Annotated in this window: 11 protein-coding genes and 1 tRNA gene; 9 read left to right on the top strand and 3 right to left on the bottom strand. The window is 63.1% G+C overall.

All coding sequences use genetic code 11. From position 1 onward, the window contains the following. The 7 genes from OPU71_RS18060 to OPU71_RS21390 form a co-directional block, all read left to right on the top strand. On the top strand, nt 1–672 hold a 672-nt coding region (locus OPU71_RS18060; protein WP_267729462.1), incomplete at its 5' end, for a DUF2345 domain-containing protein. Between the two features lie 39 nt (nt 673–711). Further along, on the top strand, nt 712–2,307 hold the full coding sequence (locus tag OPU71_RS18055; RefSeq protein WP_267729461.1) for a hypothetical protein: 1,596 nt from the start codon (nt 712–714) through the stop codon (nt 2,305–2,307). A gap of 5 nt (nt 2,308–2,312) precedes the next feature. Then, nucleotides 2,313–3,287 (top strand): hypothetical protein, encoded by a 975-nt coding sequence (locus tag OPU71_RS18050; protein ID WP_267729460.1) that lies wholly within the window; start codon nt 2,313–2,315, stop codon nt 3,285–3,287. 37 nt (nt 3,288–3,324) lie between these two features. Further along, on the top strand, nt 3,325–4,296 hold the full coding sequence (locus tag OPU71_RS18045; protein WP_267729459.1) for a hypothetical protein: 972 nt from the start codon (nt 3,325–3,327) through the stop codon (nt 4,294–4,296). A 97-nt stretch (nt 4,297–4,393) separates the two neighbouring features. Next, nucleotides 4,394–5,494, top strand: a complete 1,101-nt coding sequence (locus tag OPU71_RS18040) for an Imm72 family immunity protein (protein ID WP_267729458.1) — start codon at nt 4,394–4,396, stop codon at nt 5,492–5,494. 29 nt (nt 5,495–5,523) lie between these two features. Then, nucleotides 5,524–7,113 (top strand): hypothetical protein, encoded by a 1,590-nt coding sequence (locus OPU71_RS18035; protein WP_267729457.1) that lies wholly within the window; start codon nt 5,524–5,526, stop codon nt 7,111–7,113. Beyond that, nucleotides 7,034–7,651: a type VI secretion system Vgr family protein gene (locus tag OPU71_RS21390; protein WP_420712399.1), complete on the top strand. Its 618-nt coding sequence runs from the start codon at nt 7,034–7,036 to the stop codon at nt 7,649–7,651. Before OPU71_RS18035 ends, OPU71_RS21390 begins: the two co-directional genes overlap by 80 nt. Here the strand turns inward: OPU71_RS21390 and OPU71_RS18025 are convergent. Beyond that, nucleotides 7,614–7,685 (bottom strand) — tRNA-Arg (locus OPU71_RS18025). The genes OPU71_RS21390 and OPU71_RS18025 overlap by 38 nt on opposite strands. Nucleotides 7,686–7,940: 255 nt before the next feature. On the opposite strand from OPU71_RS18025, the gene OPU71_RS18020 reads away from it, so the two are divergent. Beyond that, complete coding sequence (locus OPU71_RS18020; protein WP_267729455.1) at nt 7,941–8,486, top strand: peroxiredoxin; 546 nt, start codon at nt 7,941–7,943, stop codon at nt 8,484–8,486. A 51-nt stretch (nt 8,487–8,537) separates the two neighbouring features. Here the strand turns inward: OPU71_RS18020 and OPU71_RS18015 are convergent, their stop codons facing one another. After that, nucleotides 8,538–9,092, bottom strand: coding sequence for a hypothetical protein (locus tag OPU71_RS18015; protein ID WP_267729454.1), 555 nt, complete (start codon nt 9,090–9,092; stop codon nt 8,538–8,540). A 111-nt stretch (nt 9,093–9,203) separates the two neighbouring features. Continuing rightward, nucleotides 9,204–10,649 (bottom strand): DUF805 domain-containing protein, encoded by a 1,446-nt coding sequence (locus tag OPU71_RS18010; RefSeq protein WP_267729453.1) that lies wholly within the window; start codon nt 10,647–10,649, stop codon nt 9,204–9,206. 131 nt (nt 10,650–10,780) lie between these two features. Between OPU71_RS18010 and OPU71_RS18005 the strand changes: the two genes are divergently transcribed. After that, nucleotides 10,781–12,226: a rhomboid family intramembrane serine protease gene (locus tag OPU71_RS18005; protein ID WP_267729452.1), complete on the top strand. Its 1,446-nt coding sequence runs from the start codon at nt 10,781–10,783 to the stop codon at nt 12,224–12,226. Nucleotides 12,227–12,273 lie beyond the last annotated feature (47 nt).

Here is a 12,273-nt window from a genome sequence, read left to right as displayed (position 1 = left end):
AGCCTGCAGATGATGAGCGGCGAGAGCACCAGCCTCACCGCCCACGGCGACGCCCATCTGGCCGCCGGCCACAGCGCAAGCCTCACCGCCGCGCGCGAAATCAGCCTCTTCACCGCCGGCCAGGACTTGGCCGCCATCGCCGCCGCCGGCCCCCTGACGCTGCGCGCCCACACCGACGCCCTCGAACTCGCCGCGGACAAATCCGTCACCGTCACCAGCAGCAGCGAAGGCATCGACATCCTCGCCCAAGACAAGATCGTGCTCGGCGCCGGCCAAAGCCAGATCGAAATCGCCGGCAGCAACATCACCTTCAAATGCCCCGGCAAGTTCGAGGTCAAGGGCGGGAGTCATGCGTTTTTGGGTGGGGGGAGTGCGGCGGCACGGCTCAACGACCTGCCTGAGGGCGCCATGGGCCCGATGCAGAACTGGCTTGATCTGGAACTGCGCGGATGGGAAGCCGAGCCGCTCAAGGGCGTGCCTTACACCGTGACCTTCGCCGATGGCTCGCAGCGTCGCGGCACGCTCGACGCCAACGGCTACGCGCATCTCGAGAACATCCCTAAAGGCGGACAACACAAGGTCGAGTACGAAAACCCGCCCAGCGCGGAAGACCCACCCGCCTACACGCTTTCGGATCTCGCCAAGGCGATCAAGTCCTACCTCGGCACTTGAGTTTCGCGCTCGCCCCAAAGCCATCAAGAACGGAACAGCATGTCATTTTCATTCGACGATATCGTCAAGGCCGTCCGCCGATACAAAGGCAAGGCGGATGCCACGATCAAGGACACCAAGGAAAAGGCAAATTGGGTGTGGGAAGCCATACAGGGTGACTTCAATCCCAATCGCTCGATCGGCCAGGTAGGTTTTGACACGGCGGTGTGCCTCGTGCCCGGCGTCGACACCATCATGGATATCCGCGACCTGATCGCCAACATCATCGCAATTGCACGCGCTCCGACCAGCGGCATGGCCTGGTTCTCACTGGTGCTCACTCTGGTCGGGTTCATTCCGGAGCTGGGCTCAGTTGCGAAGGGTGTGGTGAAGATCGTCTTCGTCAAGCTGCGCCCGCTGATCAAGCATGCCGATGACCTGACCAAAGCAAGCAGGATGAGGGACTTGCTCGACGAGGCTTTCGACGCTGCGCTCCCCGAGATCATCCAGTACCTGCGCCACCCCAAAGTGCAGCAGTACCTCACGAAAGTCGGGCGCGTGCCCGACGTGGTGAATTGGGTGGGCGGCACGGTCAAAACGGTCGCCGGCAAGATCGACACCGCCGCGCTCAAGAGCAAGTTCAACGAGCGCGCGCAAGACGCGAAAGAGATCCTGAACACGCTCAAACCGCTGCTTCCTGAGGCGGCCGGCAAGAAGATCAAGGTCGTGTTCGACGGCATCGTGACGATCCAGAAGAAGTTCGACGAAATGGTCGACAAGTTCGTGGAGCCGATACGCGCGATGATGCGCCGCCTGGCCGAACGGTTGGATGAAATGCACTGGATCGCGCACACCCAGCAGGTGAACAAGGGATGGATTGCGCCGCTATCAGAGTCGGGGGCGCAGCGGCTAATCAAAAAGCATCAGCCGAGTTGGGTGAAAACCACAAAGCCAGTGGAATTCAAACAACTGAGTCCAAAGGCAACCCGAGCCAGCACCAACTACAAGAACGGCCGAAAGCTGGGAGCGCCTGAACTCGGCGACAAGGAAATCAAGAGCTTTGCCAAGGGCATGCGCGCCAGAAAACTCGACGATGGTGAAACCCTATACCGCATCGTTGACCCGACCAGCGGTAGCCTGAGCACTTGCTGGGTTACTCAGAAAGTCTGGGACGAACTCAACAAGAATCCGGAAAAGGCCCGTGAAATCTGGCGAAGCAGACTTGCTGTGCTGCCGCACTGGAACCAGAACGGCACCTATATCAAATTCAAGTACGACAAAGCACGCGATGGCGAGATCACGGTTTGGGAGGGGCCTACTGCAATGCAGTATCTCGATGATGCAGGCAAAAGGACCGAAGACGGCTTTCTGGAGGGAGGCCTTGACCAGGTGGTGTGGCATCCACTTTCACGTGATGGAAAACCCGACCAATTGAAGAACGCCATCGGTGATTCCTATACGTCGACGAAGGTTCAATTTCCGGACATGGTGGAGGGTGGCATTATCAAGGATGGAGCGGGAGAAGCGAACAAACATGGCGTTCGCACCAAGATCAATGACCCGCGCATCGAAGGCCCGATTGAAACCGGCTGGGGTTTCAAGGACTTCGACGATCAGCACGAATTGATTGGCCTGCCCAACCCGATGAAGGAATGAACACGATGGAACGCAATCTGAGCCGCGAGGCGCATCTCTGGTACTCGATCACCTCTCCTGAATTCATGGATCGGGCCAGAAGTCATTTGCAAGACGCTTTTGATCAATTCGAAAAGAGTGTGAAGCAACACGCGTTCATTGCCGACTATCCGCCCGTTCCCCGCGGTGGTGGGCGGTTGGAGCATTTGCTGCGGACCTACGCCAACGCCCGCGCTCTAATGGAGCAAGGGGAATACTCAGAGATGTTGCGCTGGGGGGGCTATCTTGAAAACACTCCACGCGTTTTCGAGGAAAGCAATATGGCATGGATGGAAGACAAGGCGGGGGAGTTTATGAGTACGCTGGAATCCGCTTTGAGCGTGTGCAGTGATTTTGGTTTCGCAGTGACGATGAGTGAGTGGTACTCCAGTGAAGGGTTTAAGGCTCATCCAAGTGACTGGAAACTTGAGATTCCCGAAGACGCAGGAATCCCTGGAGACCACATTGCCCGTTTTTATGAGGAATCCCTGCTCGTTCCACGACCATCAGAAATCCCGGAATACAAAGCCGACGAATCTGTTTCATGCGCCACGGGCCAAATTGTTCCCTGGACAGGTGTATGGGTGCCGGCAGACGGTATGGGCAAAGCAGCGCTGGCTTTTGCTCGGCAGGGCATACAGATCATGCAACCGGCTTATCACTTGATCCGTGAAGATGAGGACACGGGCGACGAGCAATACGACGTTGTTGAATGCGCATGGCACCCGGTGAAGCCGACAGGGCGAATGATTCCCTTCCCTGGGCCGTTCAAGCGTGAAGAGGCGGAGGACGTCGACGGTCCGTTGCGCTGCGTAGCCGGCCAACCGTGCCCGCAAGCAGGCTGGTGGAGCACTCCCGCCAAGGTTGAGTCCCGCCGTCATTTGAATCAAGGCGAGGTGATGCCTGACCTCGACAGCGACTATGGTGCGACGATCTGGCAATGGGATGTCGACCAAAGTTAGAAACACGGGCATGCAATCCGGCCATCCAATGAACACCATGGAACGCAACCTCAGCCGCGAGGCGCACCTCTGGTACACGATCACCTCACCCGAGACCATGGACCGTGCGCGTGACCACCTGCAGGCGGCCGTCAACATCATGATCCCGCAAGCGCAAGCCCACCCCTTTATCGCCGACTATGCGCCGGTGCCCTACTGGGGCGGGCGCATGGAAGACCTGTTGCGAACCTTTGCCAACGCGCGGGCGCTGCTGGTGCAGGGCGAGTACGGAGAAATGATCGGCTGGGGGGGGGCGCTCATGAACATCCCACGCGGCCTTCGCGAGGGCAACATGAACTGGATGAGCACCGGTGTGGATGATCTGATGGGGCAGTTGAATCTCGCGGTGGGTGTCTGCGGTCGCTTCAACGATGCATTGACGCAAAGCCAGCGCCTCAAAGACGATGAATACAAGACGGGCGCGCTCGATTGGCGCATCTGCGTGCCGCGCGATGTGAGCATTCCCGGCGACAACATTGCGCGTTTCTATGAGAGCGCGGTCTACCCGGTTCGGCCCTTCGAGATTCCCGAATACGCGCCTGACAAATCCATTACCTGCAAAACAGGCGAGATCGTGCCCTGGACCGGCGTCTGGGTGCCTGCCGACGGTATGGGTAAAGCGGCGCTGGCCTTTGCCCGCAAGGGCATCCAGATCATGCAGCCCGCCTATCCGGTCATCAGCGAAGACGAAGAAACGGGGTGGCAGGAGTTCGACATCGTTGAATGCGTCTGGCATCCGGTTAAGCCGACCGGCCGGATGGTGCCCCTGCCGCCTACAGAGCAGGAGCCTGACACCGGCGATGCTGCCTCGCTCCGTTGCCCCGCCAACCAGCCCTGCCCGCAAGCGGGTTGGTGGAGCACGCCGGCCAAAGCGGACTCGCGTCGGCTGTTCGCGGCGGGTGAAGTGATGCCGGAGTTTGGTAGCGACTACGGCGCCACGATTTGGCAGTGGGATCTGGATCAGGGGTGAGCAAGCAAGGCTGATACGGGTAGGCCACGCTTAAGCAAGCGCGCGCCGCGCCAGCCGTGTCTTCCGGGGCCAGACCACGGTGGAGGAGCATACTGAATTGGCCTACGCAATACCGACTGAGCAAGAGCGGCCGGTGCTCTTTCGCTGGCTCAAACAGCAGAGTGCCTACACGACCTACGCGAAGATCGAACCCTACTTCGCTGACTGGATTGCCGAGTGCAAGCGGATTCAGCCGCTCGCGCTCGACCCTTTGGATGGGCAACCCGCGCTGAACGACTCGGAAATGCGCTTGCTGCTGACCGGCTATTCGGCGTTCGTGCAAGCGCTGGCGAAGCTGCGCAAGGGCGACCGCTCGGCCTTCAAGTGGATGGGCTATGGCACCGGACAGGGCTATTTCTGCGAGGCCATGAGGGCGGTGGAGGCTTGGCAGACCAGCATTGCGCGAATCGCCGAAGGCCTGCCGCTGGCGGACACCGAGTACTGGCCCGGGTTTGAAGTTCGTTTCAAACGCCTGATCCGTGCGACATGTAACGGCGGTGCGGCATGGCAAGCGCGCCATCTTGATGTGCCTGCGCCGCTGAACGACATGCGCTGGTTCCGCGGAGAGATCGAGCCGGAAGTAGGTTCTGATTTTCGTGAGTTGCGCGACAGTGGTCTCAACTTCCCCCCGGTGCCCACGCCAGACAAAGAGACGCTGGTTAAAACGGGCGACACGATTCCCTGCTACGGGATCTGGGAACCGGTGAAGGTCAAGTTCTCAGGTGGGCTGGTCGGCTTGTTCAAGAAGCCTGAGGTTCCCGAGGACGGTCAGTTCGAACTGGATGGCTGCATGAACTACCTGCACGCCGGCTCCCCTGCACCAACTATTGGTTTTGAAGAGGACGGCTACCGCATGGAGGGTCGGCCGACAGTGTGGCGCCTGCTTTGGGAGGATACGCGGTATCTCGACGGCACCATCCCTGACGAGGAGCGTGAGTATCTCTTCGCTCGGCCGGAAGACCGGGAAACCGTCGCTTCCGATCCGGTACAGACCCGTGTGCAGAGCGACCTGCTAGTCGCGCATTCTGGCGATCTGGCGGAGAAGGCCGGTGTCTGGGCCTTGCGCGACAGGTTGGACGTGCGTGTCACCCTGAAGCAGGGCGAGCGCTTGCCGGAATACGAAGGGCGGCCGTGCGATTGGGTGCTTGTCACGCATTGATCCGGGACCACAACCAAGGCGGAACAAGGATGCAATCCGGTTTAGACCAGCAAGACCCGCTTGACCCGTGTCCGGCGACCGCTGCCCAGGCGACGCTGAAGTGCTATCGACCTTCAGGGCGCGTTTCACCCATACGGTTGCTCCGTGCGCTCGCGTTGGCGGTGCCCTTGCTTTGCCTGATCTCCTGGGGCTACGCCTTGGTCATGCTAATGAACCCGCCGTGGTGGTTCGCGCCGCTGGCGTTCTTGATCTTTGCTGCGTTCGCTTCGGGAACGATTGCGAGCGGCGTGCGGCGCGGGCATTCGCGTTCTCCCGGCGTCAATACCGCGGTTGCGGTAGCGCTGAGCGCGCTGGCTATCTGGATCCGTTGGCTGGTCACATTTCGCGGGTTGTCGCTGGAGCATGGGCTGGCATTTGCGCACGCCGGCCCGCTCGAAGCGCTCGGGATGTTATGGCAACTCGCGCACGACCCGGTCGAGCCATCTGCCGAGGCGTTACCCTCAGTGTGGCGCGTCGTCTGCTGGATGCTGGAGAGTGGTTTGCTGCTTGTCCTTGCGGCCGCAGTCTCGCGTGCCGAGGCCCGCAAGCCTTACAGCGAATCGGCCAAGCGCTGGGCCACACAGGAGGAAGGCGGGGAGCTGTACTGGTTAGGCGGACGAAGCAGCGACCTGGAAGCGCACCTGGCGGCGCACGGACCGCGTGCGCTGTGCGAAATGCTCAACGCAAGCACCTTGCACACCGCTACCCTCAGCGCCGAGTGGTGGACGATACATGTCAAGGGCTGGAAGGTAGAGGAGGACGCTGCCGCCCGCTGGCTGGGCATCGAGATCGTGGCGCACCGGCGCGGCGATGACGGCAAGATCAAATCCCTCAGGCGCGACTTGATTGCTGCCTGGGAGACCGCGCCCGAGGACTACGCTGCAGTACTTGCCCGTTTCGCCATCACCGCGACTCCGGACGAGTCTTCCGTGGATGCGCGGCGGCAGGATGATGCGACGGCGCCAGAGTTGCGCGCTGCAGTTGCCGCACTGGAGGCAGAAAACCATGCCACCGCGATTGCGCTGGCCCGTGCGCAAACCCAGCACCCTGATCCCGCCGTGAGAGCCGATGCGTACCGCATCTGTGCCCTCGCGTATTCCGGACAATCGGATTGGGGCGCGGCGTTCGAACAGTTTCATGAGCTCTTCGCGATTGAACCCAGCGCGCACAACGCCCTTCAACTCGCAACGACCTCGGTGATGGGGGGTGAACTTACGCGTGGGCAAGCGTGGTTCGACAAGGCGCTGGAGATCAACGCCGTGAGCGGCGACACGCCCCCGCCGCGTCTGCGCACTGCATACATGAGCGCGCTGGAGCAGGCAGGGGAACTGCAGGCCCTCATACCGCACCTTGAATGGCTGGCCGCTGCTTACCGCGGCAGCGGGACGACCGATTCCCACCTGCTGTGGACGCGCGGGCTGCCGTTCCTGTCGGTCTTTCTGGACAAGTCGCTGCCCATTCTTCGCGCCAATTTGGCGCACGCCCAGATCGAGGCCTGGTATGCGTCGCTGGCCGCAGCGCTGGACGATGACGGCAAGGCTGCGATCAGAGCCCACCTCGCGAGGCTCGAATCGATTTAGGGAAGGTCTGAATAAGTGGCTGCGACGGCGCATCGCTGCGTTACGGCGTGCTCACTTATTCAGACCTTCCTTAGGTCTTAAGGGCCGCCGCGGCGCCTGTCGCGGTGAAGGCTTTCAACTCGCCGCCGATGCCTGGCCCACCGTGCGCGCCGGCGAAGGCCTGCTCCTCACCACCCACGCGCGGCCGCAGGGCGCATCGCCCCAGCTTGATGCAAATGAGCGGCGACAGCGTCGGCCTCAGCGCCCGTGGCGACACCCACTTGGCCGCTGGCCGGCTTACCCTGCCTTTCCACTCGACGTGCTCGAATTCGCCGTCGATGAGAGGGTCTCCGTGACGAGAGGACGGGCAAGGCCAGATCGAAATCGCCGACAACAACATCACCTTCAAATGCCCCGGCGAGTTCGAGGGGCATCGTTGGCGGACTGGCGCAGCAGGCAAAGAAAAGCCCGCAAGCTTGGCGCTTGGCGGGCTTCGTCTACGCTCCCTCGATCGGGAGGCATGCCTCCGACAGGAATCGAACCTGTATCTGCCGCTTAGGAGGCGGCCGTTCTATCCATTGAACTACGGTGGCGTTGAGGGCGCGAATTGTACCATTGCGACCGCGCTTGGCAGCGCTGCGCAACTCGGGTTTGAACGGGGGCGCGGGCTGCACGCGGGGGCGAGGGGCTTTCGGGGTGAAACCTTTGTCCGGCGGGGTGGTCAGGAGTCGGCAGGCGGTCGCGCTTGCGATGGTTTCGGGCGCGTTGGTATGCGGGGCCGGGGCGGCGCGCTTTTCGCGCTTACGATGGAGTGGGTAGTCGCAATCATTGGATGAGGGGGCAATAGCATGAAGTGGCTGCAGATTCGCTCGGTGGCATTTACCGCCGGGCTGCTGGTGATGGTGGGTATGGCGATGGGGGTTGCGACCGCGGCCACGCCTGAAGTGGGCAAGCCGGCGCCGGAGTTCCGCCTGCCGGATCAGGAGGGCAAGCCGCACGCGCTGGCGGACTATCGCGGCAAGTGGCTGGTGCTGTACTTCTACCCGAAGAACGACACGCCGGGCTGCACGACAGAGGCCTGCAATTTCCGCGATGGCTATGGCCAGATCAAGGCGATGGGGGCGCAGGTCTTGGGCGTCAGTGTCGACGACACCGCTTCACACTTGGCGTTTGCGAAGAAGTACAGCCTGCCGTTCCCGCTGCTGGCCGATGCCGATGGTGCGGTGGCCGAGCGCTATGGTGCGCTCACCAACATGGCGCTGGTTAAGTTTGCCAAGCGGCAGACCTTCCTGATCGACCCGCAAGGCGTGCTACGCCAGAGTTGGCTCAAGGTCGATCCGGACAAGCACGCGGCCGAGGTGATTGCCGCGCTCAAGCAGCAGTCGGCACGCTGATCAGGCGGCTGGCCAACAGCGGCGGCGCGCGCGGCGCCACCGCTGCCTGCTTCACTTCGTGCGGGTGGTGTGGATCGTGATTTCCGTTGCCTCGCCATTGCGCTTGGCCTGGACCATCACGGTTTCGCTGGCGTTGCCGTTGCTGCTGTTGATCATCCAGGTCTGCGTGCCGCCCTCGGACGATTCAAGCACCTGTTTGCCGGCGCCGATTTTCTTGATTTGCGGCGAATAGAACGCAGCGACCTTTTCAAGTGCGTCGGCGGTGCTCAGGGTAGTGGTTACGGCGCCGCCTTCTGCGGTTGTGACTCGTGATGAGGCGCCTTCTACCTGCGTGGCCCCCGGGTAGAACGGAACGCCGGTTTCCTGCTCGCTGATCTTGGCGTTGTTGAGCTCGATCTTCTGTTGCTTGCCGTTTGCGTCCGTCACTGTGGCGCTGATGCCGTTGTTGGACAGATCGACTTTGGCATCCTTGGCGCCGTTCTGGTTCATTGCAGATTCAATTGCGGCTTCGGCGGCTTTTTCTGTGGCCTTTTCTTCGACCTTGCCGCAGCCGCTGAGCAGCAGGGCAAGCGTGATGACGGGCAGGCCCAGGTGTTTCGTGTACATGGCGACTCCTTCGTTGATCTGGTGCGGATTATCGCCATGGCATCGGATTTGCGCACGCGAAGAACGCACGAGTCACCCGATCCCGCCGCAGGCCGGACCGGGCCGCCCGGATCAGAGCGTGCGGAGCTTGGCGCGCACCGCCGCCGGGCTCGGGTTGTTGGGCATCAGCTTGCCGTTGATTTCCATCACCGGAAGCTGGACGTTGCCGCCGCCCATGCCGGCGAGCTTTTCGCTCAGTTGGTCTGCCGCGGCCTGATCGCTATCGACGGCGTAGTCGCTGAAGCGCAGGCCTTCGGCTCGCAGCCAGTCGCGCATGGCATCGCAGTCCTCACAGCCCGCCATCGAATACATCACGATGCGGTTGTCCGGTGCATAGCTCACATCGGGTAGCGCGCGCTCGTCGCCTGTGCTGGCTTCCGCCTGGCCATACTGCTGGGCCAGTTCCGACATCGAGCCGGGCATGCTCTTCATGACCAGGCCGACGCTGACGGCCAGGACGGCCAAGGAGAGCAAGACCGGTTTCGCGCCGCCAACGCTGGGCTCTGGCCCGTGGTCGTTGAGCCCGTCGTTGCCGCGCACGAACAGCAGGATCAGGGTCATCACGAAGTTCACCACCGGGATGCACAGCAGCAGCGTGAGCCAGCCGGTGCGCCCCATGTCATGCAGGCGCAGGACGACGCAGCGGATGCTGTAGATGCTGGCGACCAACATCCCGACCACGCTGAGCAAGGCAAGCTTGCCCAGTGCCGCGAGCAGTGCGAAGAGGAATATCGCCACCAGCGAGTAGACGCTTGCCGCGATGTAGGTCGAGCGGTTGAAGCGGCCGGAAAAGCCGAAGCCGGCAATCGGCGCGTCTTCGCCATCGCCCGCGAAGCGGGTGGCAGGCCCGTTGCGCGACATGACTGTTTGCCCACCGCGTGTCGAATAGGTGGTCGAGGGGCCGAAACCGGACATGGTGGTGCGCGGGCCACCGGGGCCGCTCTCACGGGCCTCGCGCATCTCGCGCACAAGCGCTTCGCGGGCTGCGCGCAGGCGCGGCATGTCGGTGCCGCAGGCACGGCAGAGCGTGCGCTTGGGCTGCACCTCGCTGCACTGCGGGCAGGTGACTTCCTCGGGCGCCGGGTCGATGTTCGCAGCCGCCGTGCTGGCAACGGATGGGGCTGGCGCCGCAGGTGTCGCCGCAGGTTGGGGTGACGGCGCCGCGAGGCTGAAGAGCTCGTCGGGCGGCGGTGCGTCGCTGATCAGCGGCGGCAGGGGCGGTACCGGGGCGGTGGCCACCGGGGCCGCGGCGGCTGCTTCGCGTTCGCGTATCACCGCGGCCGGGGCGGGCATCGGCTCGATCTCGGCGCTCAGGCCCAGCTCGCGAATGCGCATCACCAGGCGCTGCGCGTCGCCGGGTGTGGCATCGCGCTTCACGGCGACGCGGCGGCCTGAGAACACGGTGTCCAGTTGCGCCGGCGTCAGGCGGAAGGCCTCGGCGATGCGACCGCGCACGGCGGCGGCATCGTGGCCGGGCAAAACGTTGCCGGTGAGGATGACGCGAAAGTTCTGAGTCATAGAAAAGTGCGGCTCTGGTGGTCGGGGGTGAGGGATTATCACGTGCGTTCAGGCAGCAAGCCTGCGCAATAATTCAGGCTCCTCTTCGTTCATACTCGCCAGCCGCCCACTTCTAACATTCGTTTGCAAACATGCTGATCCTGCCTCTGCCCGCACGCCCCGACTGGTCGCGCCCGCCGCTTGTCACGCTGGGCCTGATGCTCTTGTGCGTGATCGTTTTCGTGGTCGGGCAGGGCGGCGATGAGGAACGCGATGCGGCCGCGATCTCGTTCTACGCGAACTCGGTGCTGCCCGATCTGGAGCTGCCGGCGTTCATCGCGGACCTGCGCACGCGTGGCCGCTCGGTCGATGCCGACTCGCTTGAGCGCGCGCTTGCCGGCACCGATCCACGGCGGGTGCTCGAAACCATGTCGGCAGATCGCGATTTCATGCGGCGCCTCAAGGGCGGCCAGATCATCACGCCGGCCGACGCCCGCTATGCCGACTGGCGCAGCGCACGCACGCGTTACGAGGCACTGCGCGCAAAGGTGTTCACTGAAAAGTGGAGCCTCAATGCCGGCACCCCGACGCCTGCGACCGTGCTGAGCCACATGTTCCTGCACGGCGACATCATGCACCTGGCGGGCAATCTGGCCGTGCTGTTCATCGTCGGTTACACGGTTGAGGCGGCGCTTGGCGGGCTTGTGTTTCTTGGCCTTTACCTGCTTGGCGGGGTGGGGGCGGCGGTGCCGGATCTGCTCTTTGCTGCGGATCGCGTTGGCTATGGGCTCGGTGCCTCGGGCGCCATCTCGGCGGTGATGGCGGCCTATCTGGTCTTGTTCGGGCTGCGGCGCATCCGCTTCTTTTACTGGTTCGCTTTCTTCTTCGGCACGGTGCGCTGGCCGGCGCTCGCGATCCTGCCGGTGTGGATCGGCAATGAACTGCTGCAGCGCTTCGTGTTCGACCCGCACGGGCAGGTGAATTACCTCGCCCACTTCGGTGGATTCGTGGCCGGCGCCTTGCTCGCCGGGGCCTATCGCTGGCGCCGCGCGGGGGCCACCGCAGAGAGCGTCGAGCGGATCGACGCCGACCTCGCCTTCGCGCAGTTGCATGAGCGCGCGGTGGCCCATGTTGCCCAGATGCAGTTCGATCTGGCCGCGCAACGCTACCGCAGTCTGGTTGAACTGCGCCCGGGCGACGATGCCTTGCTTGCCGAGTACCTGCGCGTGGCGCGGCTCACGCGCGACGAATCGGCGCTGCAGGACGCTTCCGTGCGCTTGATCGAGCGCGCGGCCACGCCTGGCAGTGCGGTCGATGCGCTTGCCTTGGCGCAGGCACTGCAGGGGTCTGCTGCGGCGAGCGTTCGTTTGTCGAATGCCGGCTGGTCACGGCTTGCGCAAGGGCTTATCGCCGGCGGCGCCTTCGATGCGGCAGAGGCGCTGGCGCTCAAGCTGGTGGCGCGCGATGCCGCCGGCGATGTGGCGGCCGGCGTGCTGGGCAGCCTTGCGCGTGCGCTACGTGATGCAGGGCAGGCCGAGCGCGCCGAGCGCGTCAAGCGCTTGCTACTGCAACGCTATCCGCAACTTGCGCGCCTGTAGGCGGGCTTAGGGAAGGTCTGAATAAGTGGCTGCGACGGCGCATCGCT

It is taken from the genome of Niveibacterium sp. 24ML (assembly GCF_026586805.1).
In the GTDB taxonomy this organism is placed as follows: domain Bacteria; phylum Pseudomonadota; class Gammaproteobacteria; order Burkholderiales; family Rhodocyclaceae; genus Niveibacterium.
The sequence above is the reverse complement of the archived record's forward strand: the minus strand, read 5'-3'. Positions and strand labels throughout refer to the sequence as shown.